A 21,074-nucleotide genomic window follows, 5' to 3' on the forward strand; every position below is an offset into this window, starting at 1 on the left:
TGTGCGTTGCCGCCTGAAGGCGAGATTGTAAAATAAAGACGCCAAGAAATATCTTACGCAGCACTTCGGAGTGGCAGCGTCAAGGGCTTTTGGAATGTTAAGACCGCTTCGTCGGCTAGAGCCTGCGACGATGTCTTGGACCGTGAATGCTCGATAGCAGAGAGGATTTGTTCCGCCATGATTACGGCGCGCATGCCTCGCGTTCCGTTTACCAGCGGCTGGACTTTATAGTTGATTGCCGAAACGAAGTCTTTTAATTCTTGTTCAATCGCGTTTTCCGCAGTAAACGAAATTTCACGAGTCGGCATCCAGTCTGTGAACAGGCTTTCCTTGACTCGCATCCGTGCGTCGTAGGGTAGTGCATCTGCGTATTCACCCACCGCAGTCCGCTGTAGTTCCGAGACTCGGGCCGTTCCATTTGCAAAGTCTAAGTGAGCTACCATTTGCTCACAGTATGCGGTGAAGGTTCGTTGCAGATGCTCATCGAGTCTGCTGGCTCGTACGCGGGCGATCGCTCCATTGCGAAAGTGTATATGAGCTTCCGCAAAATCTTCGTGACGCGACAGAACGTTGAACCCGAACGCCGAAACTCGTTCGACTGAAGAATCTACGACTTCAGCAATGAGATCAAGGTCGTGTATCATGAGGTCCATCACGATACCGATATCGGTGCTGCGACCCGTGTAAGTCCCGCTACGTACGGCGTCGATAAATTTGACGCCACTAAGTTGCGACCGCATGCCTTTCCAAACTGGATTGAAGTTCTCAACGTGTCCAACTTGTAGCGTTAGTTGCTTTTCTGCAGCGATACGATTCAGTTCGCGGCATTCCATCATGTCGCACGCGAGAGGCTTTTCAACAAAGCAATGCTTGCCGGCGTTCATCAGGTCGCTGGCAATTGATCGGTGCGAAGTCGTCGGAGTCGCAATAATTGCCGCATCAATGTCTTGCAAGACTTTGTGGTAGTCATCGATTGCCGTCGTGTGAAACATGCCGGCAACTTGGCTAGCTCGCGATAGTTCGCTGTCGACCACGGCACATAGTTCGACGGCGCCGGTTTCTAGTTGCATCTTACGAAGCAAACCAGCATGTATTTTACCTAAATGCCCGGTACCGATTACTGCACAACGGATTGCTGTCACGCTGCTTTCCTCCGGTCGCGTCCGCGACCATGTCGACCTACTGACGAGTTGTCAATGAAGTCAAAAAGAACTTGAATTTCGTCCAAGAATTGTCCATTGCCGACCAGAATTTCACGTGCGTGCTTCAAGCCGACTTTAGAGCGATAAATCAGTTTGTGAGCTTCGCTGATGGCGCGAATCGCTTCTGTTGAAAAGCTCTTCCGCTTGAGTGCCACAATGTTTACACAACGTGGTCGAGCAGGGAAACCTTCGGCGAGCATATATGGTGGTACATCTTGCAAAACACGCGAAAGTCCGCTGACAAAGCTGTAGCAGCCAATCGAAGCAAAATGATGTACTGCGACTCCGCCACTGAGCGTTGCGTCATGTTCTACACAAACGTGACCACCAAGCATCACATTGTTTGCCATGATCACTCGGTCGCCGACGCGACAATCATGTGCAACGTGTGCACAGGTCATAAGGTAGCAATCGTTACCAAGCGAAGTGATACCGTCATCTTTTTCGGTACCTCTGTTGACGGTAACCGATTCGCGGAACACGTTTCGGTCTCCGATAATAACTTGTGTTGGGCTACCTTGATAGGAGATATCTTGAGGTTCAGCACCAATGACGCAACCAGGGAAGAAATGATTGTCACTTCCAATCGTAGTATGCCCCGTCAGCGTCACATTGTTTTCTAGGCGCGTACCCGAACCGATACGAACGTTGGGGCCAATAACGCAATGGTGACCGATGCGTACGCCTTCGCCAATTTCGGCTCGTGGGTCAACAACGGCTGTGTGTGCAATGATGGTTGGCATAGTTCTTTCTCAGCCACTAGTGTTTGGCAGGCAATCCTTTTGTAGCACTCGCACGAGGTATCATTATTTGCTTAATCGTGTTCTGTGTTATTTGTTATGCAGCCGCTAACGAAACGTGTGTGCAATTGTATTGTTTTAAAATCGCAGAAGCCATTTTTGCATTCAATGCATGGCCACTGCGGCTTGCTATGATTCTTCCGCTGATTCGCAAGCCGGAGAGTGCAAGGTCGCCGATCAAATCGAGTAACTTGTGACGCGCACATTCGTTCTGATACCGCAGTTCGTTATCGATTGGCCCGTTCTCATCGAAAACCAGCAAGTCGCTATACGATACATGTTCTGCAAGGCCTAACGAACGGATGTGCAGTGCCTCGTTTTGGGTGACGAAAGTCCTCGCAGCTGCAATCTGCTCTGCAAAGACAGCTTGGTTCAAAATAGTTTTATAGGAACTGGGTGCGATAACACTTCCAGGTCCATAGTCTAAGCGATATTCGAGATGCAACTGTTGGTCGTCGCTGGGCATCGCGATAATCCAGTTTCGATCGTCTCCGATTCGGATCGCGTCTTGAATCGCGAACACATTGGACTCGGCCGCCTGAGCGACAGTGCCTATTTTGTCGATGGCTTGAAGGTAGCCAAGTGCACTACCATCGAGCGCTGGCAACTCTTGCGCATCGCATTCGACACGACAGTTATCAACACCAGCAGCATAAAGCGCTGACATCAAATGTTCCGTCATATCTACCGATGCCATACCGTGTGACAGTCTGGTTCGAAACTGAGTTGGTTGAACAGCTTCGACGGAAACGCGAATCTTCGGGCTGCCAGGCAGATCGACTCGGTAAAAGCAGATCCCTGTTCCCGCGAGAGCAGGGTGGAGGCTGACGGCGACTGGCTGACCACTCCAAAATCCGGTTCCCCGAATATGTGTGGCAGCTGCCAGTGTCCGTTGTTGCGACTTGGATTGCATTCGCTGTCCTATCAACCTGCTCGCCGAGATGAGATGCTGTAACTTGTAATCACGAACTAACGCCGAGGCGCTGCACCAGGAGCCTGAGCACTTTGTGCTGCTGGTTGAGCCGCTTGGGTAGCTCCCTGAGGCTGCAACATCTGCATCACAGTACCGGTCAAATCGATCGATTGCTTGAAGTAAACAATGTCACGATTGATACCACCCGAGACTGTCGCCGGTCGCTTGTAATCCATCTCTTCTTGGCTGTATCGCATTACAACGTCAAAGCCATAGTGTTCAGCGATCGCTTTGACGGATCCCTGTACATTCTGGTACGCGTCGAAAATGATCTTTGCCTTCGATTCAGCAAATTCTTTTTCCTTGCGCATGAACTCAAGCTTCAGATCAGCTTCGAGCTTCGCAATTCTTTCTTCCAACTGCTTGTACTCCTGCGATTCCTCGCGGAAGTTCTTTAGCTTTTCGATTTCCTTAAGCACGACTTCGCGACGAGCATTGATTTCGTCCTCGGCTGACTTGATCTGGGCATCGATTCCCTCGATCTGAGTTTTCATCGTTGGATGGTTCTTGAAAATGAACCCGATGTCAACTACGCCAATTTTGGCAGCGCCGGTTGTCGGTGCCGCTCCTTGAGCGAATGTGGTGGTGGAAAATGCCGGGGCACTCGCCAATAAAGCCGCCAATGCAAATGTTTTCCAGATACGCACTGTTCAGCACTCCTTGCTAAGCGTAAGCGTAGTAATTTATGAACTGCCGATGGCTGAACAGCCATTGCACCGTTTTTTTGTCGACCTCAACAACTCGCCAAACCTTGGCTCATTGCAAAGATCCGTGAACTCAAACAAATTGTGCCTAGATCCACGATCTGCGTAAATAGCGGATTTCGAGAATCCAGGTGAAGACCAATCTTCGATTAATGTCCTAATTGGACAGGAATTTCTAACGACTTTTCTCCCCGCAGAACTCGCAGTTGCACGATATCCGCAGGCATATAATCTTTCATTTTCTCAAGCAAGTCGGTACTGGTCGCGATCGATTGTCCGTCAATCTGTATCACAACGTCAGAGACTTGCACTCCGGCTTCGTCGGCCGCTCCACCGCGAACAACTTCTTGTACAAAAGCATTCTCCGCAGTTCCGCTCAATCGAATTCCAAGTCGTCCTTGCTCGTTACTTGGAATCTGAATGTTTGCCCGCCCTCCCACTCGAACATATCCTGGTCGATCGGGTTGGCTGGCAAGCTGATCGGCCAGTTGGTAAACCATATCGGTTATTCGGACGATGCCGGATGTATTTATTTTTTCAAAATCATCCGAAGGCCGATGATATTGAGGGTGGATTCCCGTAAAAAAGTGAAGGATGGGGACGCCGTTTTCGAAAAAGGGCTGGTGATCGCTGGGGCCCATCGCAGGCCGTTGCTGATTTGCTATCAAACCAGCCTTCTCTGAACTTTCTCGAACTATCCCTGGGAAACGGGGTGAACTGCCGGTGCCATAGACAATGATTTCATTGTTTCCTAGCCGCCCAACCATGTCCATATTCAACATAGCCACCGTCTGCGACAATTCGGCAACTGGGTGCTGAACATAATATTTGCTTCCGAGTAGCCCGCGCTCTTCACCCGAGAATGCAATGAAGATAATCTTTCGATAATCGCCCGTTGCATCCGATCGGGAATTTTGAAAACGCCTAGCCAGCTCCATCAATGCCGCAGTGCCAGACGCGTTATCGTCGGCTCCATTGTGAATCTCCGTAACACCGGGAGCCAGCGATCCATATTCTCCCATGCCGACGTGATCATAGTGCGCTCCGATCACAATCGCTTGTTCGGCCAGCGAGCCAGCGCCCGGCAAAACGCCCACGACGTTCGACGTCAGCACATCTTGATTGATAATCTCCGATTCACCATCAACTTCAATTGACGGTAGCTCGAAAGACTGCGGGGTGAGTTCGGCGTCAATCTTTTCTTCAATTTGATCGAGCCGCACATTGCTTTGGGCAAGATCAAAAAGATCCTGGACGACCTGGCGAGTGAGAAAAAACACGGGGATAGCTGCATCATTGGTAGATTTTCCGGCAGCTTCCGAGGGAGGCAAAGTATCGCGCGAGTTCGTTGAGTTGCCGCCTTGCAAGCTTACAAAATCATTCACAAACAACACCGCAGCCGCACCGTGCTCGTACGCAATGCTTATTTTATTCGCGAAAAAAGAATGCTTTGTTGTCTGCTGACCGTCGAACGGACTGTTCGGGTCTGCTTGCTGGGGTTCTTTGCGCAGAATAATGACTGCCTTGCCGCGAACGTCTACATCGGCATACTCATCATAGGACCAACCTTCTCCATGCGCTTGGATGCCGTAGCCGACAAAGGCTAAACCTCCTGAAAAAGTGGCATTCTTACCAATCGCCATGGGACGAAATTCTTGGTTAAGTTCCAACGTTTTTGATTTCGCTCCTGCCGAGAATTGAAGGCGGTTGCGTTGCGACGATGTCACTCGGCTCATGCCGCTCACGCGAAACGTTTGGTAAGGCGTACCGTCCCACAAATCGACTCGTAAGCCTGCATCAGAAAAGCTGTTTGCGATGAACTGGGCAGCGTTGGCAAGCCCTTCTTTTCCAATTCCTCGCCCTTCCAACTCATCCGAGGCCAGATAACGGACCGCGTCCGCAATTCGCTCTTCCGCTGACTGGGCTTGAACGAGCGTGCCGTCAGTCGATGCTTCAGTCTCAAAGGCAGACCGATTGTCGCTGAACGTCCCTTCAGCCAACGTCAACGGACTGCAAACCGCAAGAAATATGAAAAGAAGACTGAGAATTCGAGGTGAGAGCATCCGTTATCAAATTCCGTCAGTCGTATCGTGCACCGATTTTTGACACCGGTAATTATTATGCGAATTTGGCCAGTTTGTTCCATACCAAATCGTCAGGGTCGCTTTCCCCACCGTTGTTCACTTTGCAGGTAGATCCATCCTACAGAGTCAGCGTGTTGTCGCTCGTACTGCGGTTGCTTTCTCGATCAGAATCGATGGGTAGCTGAACAGTGAAACAAGTACCTTTGTTGAGTTCACTTTCGACACTGATATGACCGCCATGTTCATTGACGATCTTCTTGCTGACCGCCAAACCCAGACCGCTTCCACCGGCTCCTTTGGTCGATTCAAATGCGACGAACAGGCGATCAATTTGATCCTCACGAAGTCCTTGACCGTTGTCAATCACTGCCGTCTCGACAAGCGATTGCGTGGCTTGAATCTTGACCGTGACCTGCGGAAGGTACTTTTCATCTCTATCCGCCTTACGTCGCGAAACGCAAGAATCGATTGCATTCGTAATCAGATTCAGGATCGCATGATATAGAGCTTCGGACTCACCGTAGATATACGCCGGAGTCGGAGCGGGCAAGAATCGAAGCTCGACGCCTTGGTCCTGCGCATTAGCCTCCACAAGTTCAACAACTTCAGCCACGATAAAGTTCATATCTTGTTCGCACAACATGGGCCGTCGCTCTTTGCTATAGGCGAGCATGTCTAGCACTAACGCTTTAATTCGAGTCTGATTCTTCTCGACTACCTTCCATCCATTTTTGACGGCATCTAAATCTGTCCGCTTCAGGGCATCGTTGACCAGATAACTTCCGCCTTCGATTCCTTGCAAAATATTCTTAATGTGGTGTGAAATCGTAGCAATGACGGTGCCCATAGTGGCTAGCCTTTCGGACTGCAGCATCGCGCGGTAGTTGTACACGTCTTCGACAACAAGCGCTGCATGATGAGCAATTGCGCTCAGTAACTTAAGGTGCTCGCTGTTTAGCAGTTCACCGCTGGAATCCAACGTCATTCTGCCAGCCGAGCTTGCGGTGTCGATGTAAATCACCCCTACCATTCCGTGGCGACCCGGCATCGGAACACAGATGGCCTCGCGCACGCCGGCTCTTGAAATACTGGCGCTGGTGTCCCAACGACTGTCTTGCAACGCATCGCTGGTCAATACGCCCTCTCTCTTCTCAAGTACATAATCTAGAATCGTCTGGCTAATCTCCAACGACGATATGTCCGCGTTGCGTTTGCGGTCCTTCCGTCCGACCGGCATCAGGCGATTCGTCACTGGATCGGAAAGCAAGATGCAGGCTCGATCGCACTGGATCCATTGGACAATCATCTCCAAAATGCGATCGACTAAATCTGGCAGGTCACCCGTATGCGAAATCTGCATCACAGCGCGATACATCATTTGCCAATACTGATCCGAATGCACAGGCACGGCCGTTGTTACATCGACCGACCGTTCGGCCTTGACCTCGTCAGCAGGTGCTTTTCGCCAAGAGCTATCAGCCGCTTCGGAACTTCCGTACACATAACGGATCTGCGACAAGCTTTCTTCGACAGCTTCGCCTTCGCTATCTTCAGGAACGATATGCACAGCGAAACTATCGTCGTCGATGCTTTGCGAGGACGAGCCCTCGTTGGTCGGCCGAACGATTTCGTCGAAGGAGAACAACAGAAGATTGCGCCCGATTTGAACTCGATCGCGGTCTTGCAGAATGCATGTTCCCACACTCCGGCCATTTACCTGCGTCCCATTGCTGCTGCCTAGATCCTCTAGTTGGACGCTTTCTTCCGTTGTCAGAATTGAAACGTGTCGCCGGGACACTTCGCGGTCATTTAAAACGACATCGCAACGTGGACTTCGACCGATGACTACTTCACCCAACTGCAAGTCGATGCGTCGATCCGTATCAGGACCTTGAAGTATGACCAGATGTGGCATTTAAAACATTTCACAGTCTTAGAAAGACTTCACTATCGTCACCAGTCGCCCATTTGCAATGAACAACGATTCAATTTAGAAGCACAAGATAATCGACTTACGCATTATCGTTGCAATCGCGATCGACTTCAAGGTCGACGGTTGCAATCACTTGCGAAAGGCATCCGAGAATTCAGCAGATGTGTTTACACAATGGCATTTCCTGGTGACAAACGCGGTTTGACAACGCTCTTTTGCGAAGCGTTAACTCCTCTAGCAACAGCTAAAAAATAGATATGTGCGGCACCGGCTTCCTTTAGAGGTCGACTGATTGCTGCGGCTGTCGCGCCGGTCGTGACGATGTCATCAACAACAACGAAGCTTTTACCCGCTACGTCGAATCTTGGACTTATTCCATAAGCTCCAGCAATATTGCTTGCGCGATCCCGTCGCGCCAGCAGACCTTGTTTGGTTGCCTCTCGCAAACGTCGCAAGCCAGATCGATACAGTTTAATTTTGAGATGCTTTGCTACCTGTTCGCTCAAAACCTCAGATGAATTGTGACGAACGCGAATCCGTTTCTTCCAATGTTGCGGGACGGTTAGAATTGCATCGATCTTTCCCCATTCAATCTGCTCCCGTGAAAAATCTGCCAGTAACTTTCCAAAGTACACTCCCAAGACTTCAGACCCCGGTTGTTTCATGCGAATCACAGATTGCTTGACAACTCCTTCGTAAGTACACACACAAAAGACTTGGTCGGAAGGCCAATCTCCTTTGCGACAATGCATACACTTCTGCCGTTTTTTACTTTGTACTTGAGTGGCGTGCAAAGGAGCGCCACACCGATTACAAGGATTATGAATGAATTCTATCTTTTGTTCGCAATCACAGCAGAACGCTCGAGCGTTGAGAGTTGGCTTACTGCACGACTGGCATCGCGGCGGATAAAGAGTTGCTCGTAACGAAAGCAACGCCGCTTGCAGCGTTGCAACAGAAAAAATTCGCTGATTCGAATGATTTAATTCGGCGTTCATTCACCAATCTCGCCATAGCCCGCCTACCATGAAGAGATCAATCTAACGTTCTGGAATTCACCTGGCAACTAGCGTCTTACTAAAGCGCACGAGTGAGATTTCCGCCTAAGTGCTCTCGCAGTCAGGATGGCAGGAGGCTTCGATTGACCTCGGGCCTGACTTCCCAAATCGCTTCCTACGGCGATTTAGCTTCCAGGTACTTGCTGCCAATACTAGCAAAACGAATGAGCTAGGTTCAGGTACGGCAGACGCGACGGTAAATTGCAGGGTGTTTCCGCCGCTGAAACCAAAGTTCCCAACGATCATTTCACTATTAAACACCGAGAAATCGCTCAACTGGAAATTTGTCGCGTCGAACTGTATCAAATCGTAAGTCTGCCCTACGACCCAACCGTTATCCAGAAACTCAAATGCATAATCTCCCATGCCATTTTTCAAGAGTGAGCCTGTGATACTAATAAAGTCCGACTCAAACGCAGTGGGCCCAAGGTCGAACGCAACTATACCACCAGCCCCCCAACTCAAATCTCCGTCAAAGCTCAGTAAGCCTGGTGAAGAACCTGGTGCAATAACGGCGGTGTTGTTGAAACTCAAGTCGCCGACTATTTGCCCTGTTCCCGTAATTATTCCTCCAGTTGCAACATTGGATTGTCCCAGAAACTCAAGTGTAGAATTGTTCAAAGTTATCACGCCGCCGCTTTGTGAAAAATCACCTGTAACGGAAAGCGACGTTGCCGCACCGTTAATCGAGATATTTCCAGAATTTTCGAGCTGATTCGCTAGCGTCATCGAACGACCATTGGCAAGAATCAGATTCCCTTGAACACTCTTCAGCGAGCTATCGATTGACAAGTTGGCGGTTTGGAAGGTGAAATTCGAATCAACGCCACTTAACTCGACCGATGCGTTAGCTCCAATAGTTTGTACTGGTGCAATTGTATTGTTCCGCATTCGAATCGCAGTCCCCGATCCCTCGTCGACGACATGCCACTGGCCTGACTGCAGAACTCCTGAAACAAGGTTTTGTTGAATAGCGTTTTCGTCATAGATCAAACTTCCGCCATTGATCGCCTCGTAGTTTCCATTACCACCGAATTCGCCGAAACCACTACCGGTCATCGTAATGGTGCCGCCATCGACTGCGCGTACGGTGCCAGTGTTTTCGAAAGCTACGTTACCGGTTCCATTGTTTCGCGGGTCTATTGTCATTGCCTCGCCCGCTCCGGCTTGTACTACGCCGGAATTGTTGATGGCGATGGCGTTGCTGCCGAAATTCCCGGAACCTGAAATCGTGTTATCAACATTGTCGAAAGTGCCAGATCCACTGATCCGCGTCGTCGGTCCGCCCGACATCCTAATTGTTCCACCTCCGTTGACCGTCACTTGCCCTGAGATGGCAAGAGTTGTCGCACTTCCCGAACCATTCAGGTGAATGTCTCCCGAATTCTCGATTCCCGCTGTAATGTTCAGCGTACCGTCGTTTTCTCGCACAAGATTTCCAGCCAAGGAGACGTTGTCAAGCGTCGCGCTATGTCCTGCTTCGACGACGATTTCTCCGGTACCACTGGTTGTAAAGTTCGTATCGCGAACGATTGCACCATTGAGCAAACGAAGAGTTGAGTTGTCTTCCGCCGAATAGACACCAGTACCGCCAAACTCTCCGAAACCATTCCCAGTCAAATCGATTTGCCCGCCATCAAACGCACGGACTAAGTTCTGATTGTTAAATGCGATGTTATTAGTACCGTTATTTCGAGGGTCAATTGTCATACTATCGCCAGATCCAGCTTGAATGGTTCCTTGATTAATCACTTCAAGCTGGTTGGCGCCAAGAACACCGGATCCTGAAATGGTATTGTCGACATTAGTAAGCGTACCAACGCCGTTGATCCGTGTATTGTCGCCGCCGAACATTTGGATCGAACCTGCTCCATTGAGAATTGTACTGCCAGTAAGAGACAGTGAAGTCGCATCTCCAGTCCCTTCAAGTCGCAAGATTCCGGCGTTTTCTAGACTTGAAACAACTCGAATCGCGCCATTATTTTCGCGAACGAAGTTGCCTGAAAAAGAAACATTCTCCCACAGTGAGTCCGTTCCTGCGACGGCGCGAATAACGCCTGAACCATTCGTTATAAAATCTGTATTCCTTGAAATGGAATCGTTTGTAAGGTCGATGCGGGAGCCATCTTCGGCGACATAACTCCCTGTGCCAGAAAATTCACCGAACCCACTACCGGTCAGCGTGACGATGCCTCCGTCGACTGCTCGTACTATGCCGTGATTGTTGAATGCGCTGATACCGGTGCCATTATTCCGAGGATCGATCAGCAACGACTCACCAGCTCCGGCTTGAATTATACCTTGACTATTCACTTCGATCGTGTTGCCGCCAAGATTACCCGAACCAGAGATCGTGTTGTCAATATTGTTTAGTATTCCACTACCGGCGATTCGTGTATTGTCTCCGCCAACGAGCTGTAGTGAACCTCCGCCCGACAAATCAACTGTTCCCGAGACATTGAGCGAAGTCGTTTGGCCACTTCCATCGAGTACGATTGCCCCGGAATTAACCAACGCCGAAACTACTGTCACGTTGCCGTTGTTTTCTCGAATCAGAAGTCCATCAAGCGTAACATTTTGTAATGTAGCGTTACTCCCGCTAAGCACCCGGATCTCGCCGTTTCCAATAGTTGAAAAGTTGGTGTTTCGCGCAATCGCTCCTCCTACCAAATTGATGGTTGAACCAACATCAGCAGTGTACACACCGCTGCCTCCAAATTCCCCGAATCCCGCACCGGTGAGGTTTATCACGCCCCCGTCAAATGCTCGTACAAGACCGCCGTTCACAAACGAGGGGCTGAAAGTCCCCAGATTAACTGGATCGATCAGCAGCAAATCCCCCGCTCCTGCTTGGATGGTACCGTTATTGATAATGCTCAGCGCACCATTGCCAAGATTTCCGGTGCCTTGGATTGTGTGATTTGCGCCGTGGGTAAGCACACCCGAGCCACCGATCCGTGAGTTCGGTCCGCCGAATAAGAACAGGGTTCCAGATCCATCAATTGAAGTTGCGCCGGAGAAATTCAGTAGCGTAGAACTCCCCGTTCCCGCAACGTTGACTGTGCCGTCGTTGTGCAGTTCTCCTGAGCCCAGCTGGGCATTCCGTATAATTATCAGCGTGCGTGAGTCTGCAATATCGAGCAGATCTCCGGCTGAAATGTTCAGCTGGTTGATCGTCGCGTTCTGGTTCAGCAATACGCTCGATCCTCCCGCAGCTCCGCCATCAATGAACACGTTCCATGTGGTTCCAAAGTTATGGGGTACGCCACTGCTCCAATTGGCTGGATCACTCCAATCGCCGTTGCCTCCATTCCAAGTTGTATTTGTCTGAGATAATGCGGTCGATGAAAGGCCGAGAGCCAAGCCAACGTTAACGCAGCAGGCCGTTGGTGCAATTATTTTTTTGCGAAGCAACTTAAGTTTCTGCTTCACTATGGAATTCTTGCACTGATTCCGCCGCAGGTACGAACACAAATTCAGCAACCGAATACGCTTAAGCATGCCCATAACAAGTACTCTTTTATAGATTCGCCTCTAACGGCAAGAACACACGTATCCGTACGGAAGATCTTCGATCCTAAACCTTAAAGGCGGATTTGACCTGCCGAGGAGATCATAAATACGGACCGACACAGACAAATTTCAGAATCTTTTTCGTCGATGATTGCGAGATACCTAAACGGCTCAGGCAACCGATGGCTTTGCAAGAAAATTTTTTGATCACCCGTTTATTGTTTGAACTGGTGATAAGCTAGGAATAAACTTTTGGGTCTTCGTCTCATTTTACTCTTCCGAATATCGAAACAACTCATTTTTTATGAGCCTCAATGGCCCGCGATTACGCCTAGATGAATTGTTGCCAGTCGTATACGACCAGCTTCGCGAATTTGCCTCACGCGCCCTCAATGGAGAGAAACCCGGAGTTTCGCTTCAGACAACGGAATTAGTGCATGAAGTTTATTTACGGCTCAGCCAACTTCAGGAGATCCAATGGGACAGCGATCGACATATAATGCGCGCTGCAGTGAGCGTAATGCGACGGATTCTGGTCGATCACGCTCGCGCACGAAACGCTGCCAAGCGAACTCCCACTAAAGCGTATAAGCTGATACCTGCGGAGTCGGTTCCAAGTCAAGAAAACGAGATACATATTACCGACTTGATCGACTTGGATCATGCACTTAGCAAGCTTGCCGAAATAGACCCGCGAAAAGCCGACATAGTGGAACTGAGGTATATCGGCGGCTTTTCGGTGGAAGAAGTAGCAAATATGTTGCAGATCTCACGTCCAACTGTAAAACGCGACTGGGTTTTGGCCAAAGCATGGCTGTATCGAGAGCTAGCGGATGAACCACGCACCAACGGCTGAGCGCTGGGAAATCATCGAAGAAATTTTTCACGCAGCGATCGCTGAATCGATCAGCGACCATCGCTACGCCAAAGCGAAGGAGCTTGCGGGGAACGACGCTTCACTGTTACAAGAAGTCTGGTCGTTGATCCAAGCATCTGATAGCGCAGGATCGTTCCTCGAAGATAGAAGTGACTTAAACGAAGAAGTATTTGAACAATTACTCGATCGCTTGCAACTCGAAGAACTACAGTCTCTATCGCTGAGCAAGCATACTGGCGCTGGACTTTCTGTTCTGAGTCACTGTTCCTTTAACGGATCAACGCTATCCGCATCGACGCAGTCCGAGCTAGTCCCATCGCTGAAAAGGACACATAGTCAGGACAAGAAGCTCAGGGATCTTGAGCGTTTGCTTCAACAGTTGCGACCTGAATTTGAGATTCTGGATCTTGCAGGGCAGGGGGGGGCTGGAGTTGTTTTCCATGTTCATGACCAACGCCTTGAACGTAATGTCGCTGTCAAAATATTACACCGGAGAAAAGACTCGGAATTCAACGAAGCCTGCCTCAAACGCGAATCAATCGCTGCCATCATCCAAAGCGACTATGTAGTTCGCGTATACGAAGTCGCCCCCCGCGACTCGTCGCTCCGCTATTTGGTGATGGAGTGGATCAAGGGACTTTCGCTGCGTAAGTGGTTGCAAGAATTTGGTTCCTTGCCTTACCGCGACGCAGCTAGATTTGTCAATCAAGTGGCAATGGGCGTTCAAGCAGCGCACCAGTTAGGATTAGTCCACGGCGATATCAAGCCGGCAAACATCTTGCTTGACCCGATATACGTCGACGCAACGCCCGCACAAGCGAAGGCATTTCGAGCCAAAGTCACCGATTTCGGATTAGCTCGCTCTGCGCAACAAGAAACGGGTGATGAAAAACGTTTCGAAGGGACACCGGCCTATTCAGACCCGCAACGGTTGCTCGAAAATCAGCCTTCAACCTTCGAGAGCGACGTCTGGTCGCTCGGCGCAACTCTGTACCATTGCCTGGTTGGGAGCCCACCGTATCAAGGCTCTTCGATTCAGATCATTCGCAATATGCAACTCTCCGATCCAACCGCTCCACGACAGTTCGACGCGGCAATCCCCAAAGATTTAGAGAGTATCTGCATTAAAGCACTATCGCGTCAACCGGAAAGCCGCTACCGAAATGCGGGCGAAATGTCCGATGATCTCGAGCGATACTTGGCTGGGCAACCTGTACTAGCCAGACCAGTCGGTCCGCTTCACCGGCTCAGCCGTTGGGGGCAACGGAACCCCATCGTCGCCATCCTTGCTATCGTGACAACAACGCTCTTCACGATTGTCTTATGTGGTTCGCTGATTGCAACTTGGCAATTAAAACGCCAAAATTCTGAAATTCTGCGACAGACACAGGTTGCGACGCTGGCGAGACTTGAACAATCGGTATCGGGTGATGCAGCTGGGCTCTCAATGCTACTCAGCTCGCGAGAGTTTTTCGGACAGCAGGAAGTAGAATTCTTGCATCAGATGGTAGTTGCCGAGCAGAATAGGTTGTCACAGACTCAGATAAACGCCGCCGTTTTGCTTGCGATTACCGGCCAACCTCACTGCGAATTACTTGTTAAGGCAATCTTACAGGGCGTAGCATCGCCGGCTCAGTGCCAAAACTTGATTGAAGCTTTGTCGAACTCGCCGACAGATTCGATCGCGGAAATTCGTCGAACTGCCGATTCAACGGTTGATCCGGCTATGAAAGCGAGGCTAGCGATCGTGGCAGCCGGATTAATTGATTTTTCGCTTATCAATGATCTGTGCAAGCCTGCGCCCAATCCATCGGAGCGTACTGCAATAGTCCATAGTCTTCCGAACTTTCACCCGTCGACTTCGATTCTTCTCAAGCTGATTGAACAAGAGCAATCGCACGACGTTTGTTCCGCCATTTGCAGCGGTCTAAGCCTTATCGATGCACGCGAGTTCGCCGAAGATGACCTTGATGCTCTTGGTCAACGCCTGAACATTTTGCAGTCGACAACTGAAGATGGCGCAACATATTCCGCCGCCAGACTCGCATTGCGAAATTGGAACAAGATCCCGGCCGCGAGAATTGATAAAACAAATCATGCACAACGCATCAAGATGACCACTGGTGGTATCGCTCTGGTGATGATACCTCCGGGCATGACTCGTGTTGGGCGTCTTGATCCGTTTGTACTCAACGACGACAACGCTCCGCATCGAGTTGAAATTACGAAACCGTTCTTCATGGCAACGACTGAAGTGACTGTCGAACAGTTCGGTTTGTTTCTGGCTTCGATTGACAGAACTCGTGAGCCGTTACCTCATGCGGCAGACACGATTTCTCCAGACCCAATCGTAAGTCCAACGCAAGCGCATCCGATGCAAAAAGTTTCTTGGCGCGATGCAGCCTTGTTCTGCAATTGGTTGAGCCGGTTGGAAGGCCTGCAACCGCGTTATCGCTTTGATAGCCGATTAGACGACGATAATCCCGAAACGGACGAAGCAATTTCTATCGACGTGTCAGCCAACGGCTACCGTTTGCCAACGGATGCGCAATGGGAACATGCATGTCGGGCGGGAACCACGACCGACTATTTTTTTGGCGATGATAGTAAGTTGCTGCCGTTCTACGGCGCATTCTCGAATGCCCGCAAATCATCATCTACACCCGTCGCAGAATTGCTTCCGAACCCTTATGGTCTGGTCGGTATGAACGGAAACGTGTGGGAATGGTGCGAAGATTGGTGGCGAAAAATGGGGCCAGACAATCTGGTAGACCCAGTGGGACCGGACGGCCCAGATCCCACTAGCCCTGGACGTGTTTACCGAGGAGGCGGGGTATCGACGATGTCTGGCGAACCCGGCTCAGGTGCTCGCGGTTTTGCCACGCCCGACAGCCGCTACAGCAATTTAGGTTTTCGAGTAGCGTTGCCTGCAGAATGACGAGTTCGATCTTCTGTTTCGAGTTCATTCTAGAACGCGTTTTTGCGCGAGCAAGATTCAAGACATAAGGCCACTGGCTGTTTAACCGAAGTTTGCTCATAAGCCGACTTAGCGCAATTTGCTTATCGGCCAACTTTGCGGCGCAAAAAAACGGCGTCACTCAAGGAATGACGCCGTCAACTTCAGTTCAAAAGTTAGGAGGCCTGTTTTATTGAGGCTCTTTTGCGTTGATCCACTTCATCAAGGATCGCAACTTGCGACCAACTTTCTCGATCAAGTGTTCGCGTTGAAGCCGACGAGTCGCTTTGAACGCAGGAGCTCCGGCGCGATTTTCAAGAATCCATTCTTTAGCGAATGTTCCGTTCTGGATCTCGGTCAAGATCTTCTTCATTTCCTTGCGGGTTTCTTCGGTGATGATGCGCGGTCCGCGCGTATAGTCGCCAAATTCAGCCGTATTGGAAACGCTGTATCGCATGTAGTTCAATCCGCCTTCGTAGAACAAGTCAACGATCAGCTTCAATTCGTGCATGCATTCGAAATAAGCCATCTCCGGTTGATAGCCTGCTTCGACCAAGGTATCGAAACCAGCACGGACCAGCTCGCTGACCCCGCCGCACAGAACCACTTGCTCGCCGAACAAGTCGGTCTCGGTTTCTTCAGCAAAAGACGTTTCGATCACACCACCACGTGTGCCACCGACACCTTTCGCGTATGCCAAGCCGAAGGAGCGCGTCTTTTCGCCGGCACCTGGCCAAAGAGCGATCAAGCAAGGGACGCCACCGCCTTTGACATATTCGCTGCGGACCAAATGGCCCGGGCCTTTAGGAGCGACCAGCATGGCTTCAACGCCTTCAGGCGGCTCAACTTGACCAAAGTGCATGTTGAATCCGTGCGAGCACATCAGGACATTGCCTGGGCTCAAGTTAGGCTTGATCGAGTTGCGGTAGGCGTCGCCTTGAACTTCGTCGGGCAACAGGATATTTACGATATCAGCCTTCTTGGTGGCGTCTTCGATCGACATCGGCTCAAAACCGTGGCTGACGGCGAGATCGTAGTTTTTACTGCCTTTTCGTTGTCCTATCACCACACTGACGCCGCTATCGCGCAGGTTCTGAGCCTGTGCGTGGCCCTGCGAACCGTATCCCAAAATGGCAACCGTTTTGCCTTTAAGGACATTCAAATCGGCATCATCGTCGTAGTAAATTTTTGCGGACATTCAAGTTTCTCAACCAAACAAGATTACGCTTAGCAAGCGGCGCTCGCGGCGTGGTGACTCGGAAAAGGTGCAAATGATAGTCGCGGAATGGCATCTTGCCAACTGCCACGCGATTTTCCTGCAATCTGGGCAAAAGAAAGTCTCAAAGCAGTGGAAATACGAATCGAAAATTCCTGTGGAGATCGCCCTTGCAAGCTTTCGCAAATTGGAGAACAATACGCACGCTCTGGAAACGCCGTTAAAGGCTATTCTGGAGATCATTGGAGAGGTGGCTGAGTGGTCGAAAGCACTTCATTGCTAATGAAGCGATCGGGTAACACTGATCCGCAGGTTCGAATCCTGTCCTCTCCGCTCGACGCTCTTAAAGTCCGCAGACCAGCGGACGTCGCGTCAACTTTTCGCACGCCAGTTCGGCACAGTCTAGATTTACTGCTGAACAAGAAATCAAGTGTGTTCGAAATCCGTACTGTCCCCGCAGGGGACAAGCGAGAAAAAACGAAGAGTCTTCGCCGATTTTATGCCATGCAATTCGCATGAGCTGCTTGGCCGCAGAAAAAAAGCGAACATTGGAAGGATATTAAATCGTTCTTCATTTACTGCATCAGTAGTCGGTTCGAGTAACTCGCGCCAAGAAATATCACAATAGCGCTTCGCGAGTGCTAATCACAATATCGAGCTTCCACGCATCATCCACTTTTTTATGAACGTGAACCATCGCAGCATTTTTGTAATCCGCCGATGGCGGTAGCGTTGTGATCAAGATTTCATACGGCGACTTGGCTCGCGTGCTGGATTGCGACGCGAACACGGCCAGGTATGTCGTCCATCGAGCGGTCCACGAGTTCGGACTTGGTAGAGGCGATCGAGCAGCGTTACGCGTCAGGTGCACAGGACGCGAACCTGTATCGGATTGTCTGGCCAGTCGTCCGTCGGATCAATAGCGAATCAGCTGCACTTGCGAACGACGCGATGCAGCTAGGCGGGGGTGCGACTGGTTCACACCCCCCTGTGACTCAGTCACCCCCCCCTGCAAACCAGTTGCAGGGGGGTGCAACACAGTCACAGCCAACAACCCTGACTTTATCCCTAACTAGTTCCCTAGAAGAAACAACAACAACAGTGAACCGTAGCGCGCACAGCCCCGCTCCCGCCGATCCATGGCAAGTTGTTGTTGTTGCTTTGGAGGAATCTCACATTGCCAAAGTGGATGCTGCGATCGCAGGCGCTAAAATGCTTGGCTACTCACCCGAGAGATGCTCGGAACTGCTGGAACAGTGGCGAAAGTCAGAACTGGCTCATAACCCAGGTGTGCTCTATCGCTGGCTTACAATGGCTCGATCGGCGCCCAAGTCGGCGCGGAATCAACAATCGCAGCACGAAACCGCTAGACGCGTCCAAAACCGACAACAGCATCTTGCGGAAAAGCGTCGCGAGTTTCTCGCCGTGCAATCCAATCCCGAAAAACGACTTGGAGGAGAATGGACAGAAGAGGACCTAACCAAACTCAAACGCATCGGTGTGAATCTTGGAAGCCCTGATCGCGAGAGCGATTCCTAGTTCCCAGTTAGGCACTGCTTTTTTGCGTCCATGCAATAGCGATAGTATGATTCTGTGTGGTCCCATTTCATTCCCTGGATGGGTGCATTGCTATATGGAGCCATCCCAACGCTCATGACAAAAAAGTTTCGACGGATTAACTCCACAGCGTGGTTGTAATGTTGATGGAAGTCATAACTGTCGCCATTCTGAACCCCGAGCTCCAGACGAGCTGTATCGGCCGGAATAGATTCATATAGTTCAATAAAGGCATTTATCGTGTCGTCGCTAATTTGCGAAAATGCTTGAGAGGCAGCGATCAAATATGAGGCATCGTTCCAACGATCCTTGTAAATTAGCGCTAGTGCGGTAAGACCAATTTTTGATTGAGTCTGTCGAACAGACTCCAAAATTCCATAGAGGCAGTTCGAATAGGTTTCATTTGTGCGGATTTTTTCTAACAGATCCTCGTCAAGCTCCGATTCAGAGACAAATCTATCGAAGCGTTTCTGAAGATGCCTGTTGTAGAAATGTTGCGCAAAACGAGACAGCAATCCTATCCCAGGAACGCCAATGTCGGTACCAAGCTCGACAATATCACCAGTCGTCTGAAGTATTTCTTTACCCCACTCTCTTTTGTCATCTTGCACGTGTGAATCTCCTCAGCAAACACCCAAACTTAGTTGAACCACTTCCGTGATCATAGGTATCGGCAAACTCGCAGTCAAATATCACGATACATTCTGAGAACTCCCTCCGATCCGTGGCAAGTTGTTGTTGTTGCTTTGAAGGAATCTGGAATTATTGAATGGGAGCGGGCGATCGCAGGCGCCAAAGCGCTAGGGTTCACACCCGAGCGTTGTGTCGAGCTAACCGCGCAATGGCGATCGTCACATTTCGCAAATAATCCAGGCGTTCTTTATCGTTGGCTTACGTTGGCTAGGTTGGCACCCAAAGCTTCAGCGTCGCAAGAGAATCAACCGGGGCTGGCTAGGGGGGTAACAAAGACCGAGAAAAGCTTGAGATCAAGCGTCGAGAATTTTGGAAGTGAAGAACGATCCAACCAAACGCTTGGGAGGTGATTGGACCGATAAGGACCTAAGCAAGCTCAGATGCTTGGTGTTAGAGGTATAGACGAATGACCCGTTTATTGGTGTCCCGCGCTTACCCAATCCCGTTCCTTGACAAACGTATCAAGGATCCTTGAACAATTCTTTCACATTTGCATGGTACCACGTATCAAACCTTCGGTGTTGGGTTGACGTTTCGCGGACCTTCCTATTGGGTACCTTTCTAATCAATTGCAAAGCACGAACTGCGAATTCTGTAGCATATTCATCGCCGTTGTTTCCGTAGTTTTGAATGAAAAAGGCCTTTAATTTCGCAATCGCTTTTTGTTCTCGATGTCGAACGAACAAGATGGACGCGACCAACTCTAGTTCGTCATGTAACACACTGTTCGCCACATCAACCGGACGAAGGTCACAAGCATCATTTAGAACTTCGCTGAAACATTGAATTGCCCTCGCGTACAATCTATAATCGTCAAAGGAAAGAGACTGGGAATTGTTTGGCGCGTTTAGTTGATATGTACTATTGAAATACTCGATGTCAACTCCAAATCTACGGGGCTCCAAGATTTCCCTCCTACCGGCCTCACTATAAGGAGAATGGATGATGAGATGCCTCATTTCCCGGTAAAACTGGAGTAATTGAAATTCTGGGTAGCGAGTTAGGTTATTTCCCACTGGAAGATTCATCGCCAGTTGGGTCAGTGAATCTGCAGGTGCTGATTCAGTTGCATTTCGTTTTTTCTGCCACTTATCGGCCGAAACTCCGCGATACTTACGATACTCGCGTGCGAGTTGCTTTAAAAATGTGTCCACCATCGTGTAAGTCTGGACGATATAAATTTGGTTTAGAGCTAATACAACGTCGGCATGAGGGGGAATGCTCGTAGGAAACTTCATAGCAAACGCTTGGCTGGCTACAAAGTCATTAAATGACTGTGACGACTTGCTTGCTTGGTCCTGGGCAAGTCTAACTGCCACTTCTATTGTTCGTAATCTACAATCGTTTGCACCTTTCTCCGTTCGAAATCTAGTTACAGCTTTGTAATACGGCCTTGATGCAAAATAGCCTGGTGGCTTCCTATGTTTTCGGGCGAGGCTTTTTGAAACAGCCAATTTGAAACTCCATCAATTATCAAGTCTTCGAGGTGTTTGCTGGCTCGGAAGCAC

Annotated in this window: 14 protein-coding genes, 1 tRNA gene and 1 pseudogene; 4 read left to right on the plus strand and 12 right to left on the minus strand. The window is 50.0% G+C overall.

Annotated elements, in window-relative coordinates:
• Positions 1-53: 53 nt before the first annotated feature.
• The 9 genes and pseudogenes from SH451x_RS20215 to SH451x_RS20255 form a co-directional block, all read right to left on the minus strand.
• Positions 54-1,142, minus strand: a complete 1,089-nt coding sequence (locus SH451x_RS20215; protein ID WP_479358905.1) for a Gfo/Idh/MocA family oxidoreductase — start codon at positions 1,140-1,142, stop codon at positions 54-56.
• The gene (gene lpxA, locus SH451x_RS20220; RefSeq protein WP_479358907.1) at positions 1,139-1,945 is read right to left on the minus strand and encodes an acyl-ACP--UDP-N-acetylglucosamine O-acyltransferase; all 807 of its coding nucleotides are present in this window, start codon (positions 1,943-1,945) and stop codon (positions 1,139-1,141) included. Before lpxA ends, SH451x_RS20215 begins: the two co-directional genes overlap by 4 nt.
• Before the next feature lie 94 nt (positions 1,946-2,039).
• On the minus strand, positions 2,040-2,915 hold the full coding sequence (gene lpxC / locus SH451x_RS20225) for a UDP-3-O-acyl-N-acetylglucosamine deacetylase (protein WP_479358908.1): 876 nt from the start codon (positions 2,913-2,915) through the stop codon (positions 2,040-2,042).
• Positions 2,916-2,971: 56 nt separating this feature from the next.
• Entirely contained in the window at positions 2,972-3,622 is a 651-nt protein-coding gene (locus SH451x_RS20230) for an OmpH/Skp family outer membrane protein (RefSeq protein WP_479358910.1), read from the minus strand.
• A gap of 206 nt (positions 3,623-3,828) precedes the next feature.
• Complete coding sequence (locus SH451x_RS20235; RefSeq protein ID WP_479358911.1) at positions 3,829-5,742, minus strand: M28 family peptidase; 1,914 nt, start codon at positions 5,740-5,742, stop codon at positions 3,829-3,831.
• A gap of 139 nt (positions 5,743-5,881) precedes the next feature.
• Complete coding sequence (locus SH451x_RS20240; RefSeq protein WP_479358913.1) at positions 5,882-7,678, minus strand: ATP-binding protein; 1,797 nt, start codon at positions 7,676-7,678, stop codon at positions 5,882-5,884.
• Between the two features lie 185 nt (positions 7,679-7,863).
• The gene (locus SH451x_RS20245) at positions 7,864-8,448 is read right to left on the minus strand and encodes a ComF family protein (RefSeq protein WP_479362923.1); all 585 of its coding nucleotides are present in this window, start codon (positions 8,446-8,448) and stop codon (positions 7,864-7,866) included.
• A gap of 3 nt (positions 8,449-8,451) precedes the next feature.
• Positions 8,452-8,694 (minus strand): annotated as a pseudogene (locus tag SH451x_RS20250) (double zinc ribbon domain-containing protein); the annotation flags it as partial.
• Positions 8,695-8,799: 105 nt separating this feature from the next.
• Positions 8,800-12,186, minus strand: coding sequence for a beta strand repeat-containing protein (locus SH451x_RS20255; protein WP_479358915.1), 3,387 nt, complete (start codon positions 12,184-12,186; stop codon positions 8,800-8,802).
• Between the two features lie 385 nt (positions 12,187-12,571).
• Between SH451x_RS20255 and SH451x_RS20260 the strand changes: the two genes are divergently transcribed.
• Together SH451x_RS20260 and SH451x_RS20265 are read left to right on the plus strand one after the other, a co-directional pair.
• Entirely contained in the window at positions 12,572-13,123 is a 552-nt protein-coding gene (locus SH451x_RS20260) for an ECF-type sigma factor (protein ID WP_479358916.1), read from the plus strand.
• Entirely contained in the window at positions 13,101-16,082 is a 2,982-nt protein-coding gene (locus SH451x_RS20265; protein WP_479358918.1) for a bifunctional serine/threonine-protein kinase/formylglycine-generating enzyme family protein, read from the plus strand. Before SH451x_RS20260 ends, SH451x_RS20265 begins: the two co-directional genes overlap by 23 nt.
• A gap of 208 nt (positions 16,083-16,290) precedes the next feature.
• On the opposite strand, the gene ilvC is transcribed toward SH451x_RS20265, so the two are convergent.
• On the minus strand, positions 16,291-17,298 hold the full coding sequence (ilvC, locus tag SH451x_RS20270; RefSeq protein ID WP_479358920.1) for a ketol-acid reductoisomerase: 1,008 nt from the start codon (positions 17,296-17,298) through the stop codon (positions 16,291-16,293).
• A gap of 262 nt (positions 17,299-17,560) precedes the next feature.
• Here ilvC and SH451x_RS20275 point away from each other — a divergent pair.
• Both SH451x_RS20275 and SH451x_RS20280 read left to right on the plus strand, forming a co-directional pair.
• A tRNA-Ser gene (locus SH451x_RS20275) sits at positions 17,561-17,649 on the plus strand.
• Between the two features lie 465 nt (positions 17,650-18,114).
• Positions 18,115-18,855: a hypothetical protein gene (locus tag SH451x_RS20280; RefSeq protein WP_479358921.1), complete on the plus strand. Its 741-nt coding sequence runs from the start codon at positions 18,115-18,117 to the stop codon at positions 18,853-18,855.
• Here SH451x_RS20280 and SH451x_RS20285 read toward each other — a convergent pair.
• Entirely contained in the window at positions 18,852-19,484 is a 633-nt protein-coding gene (locus tag SH451x_RS20285) for a hypothetical protein (RefSeq protein ID WP_479358922.1), read from the minus strand. The genes SH451x_RS20280 and SH451x_RS20285 overlap by 4 nt on opposite strands.
• Before the next feature lie 543 nt (positions 19,485-20,027).
• Complete coding sequence (locus tag SH451x_RS20290; protein WP_479358924.1) at positions 20,028-20,885, minus strand: hypothetical protein; 858 nt, start codon at positions 20,883-20,885, stop codon at positions 20,028-20,030.
• Between the last annotated feature and the right edge of the window lie 189 nt (positions 20,886-21,074).

This window comes from Njordella aestuarii, from assembly GCF_056494165.1.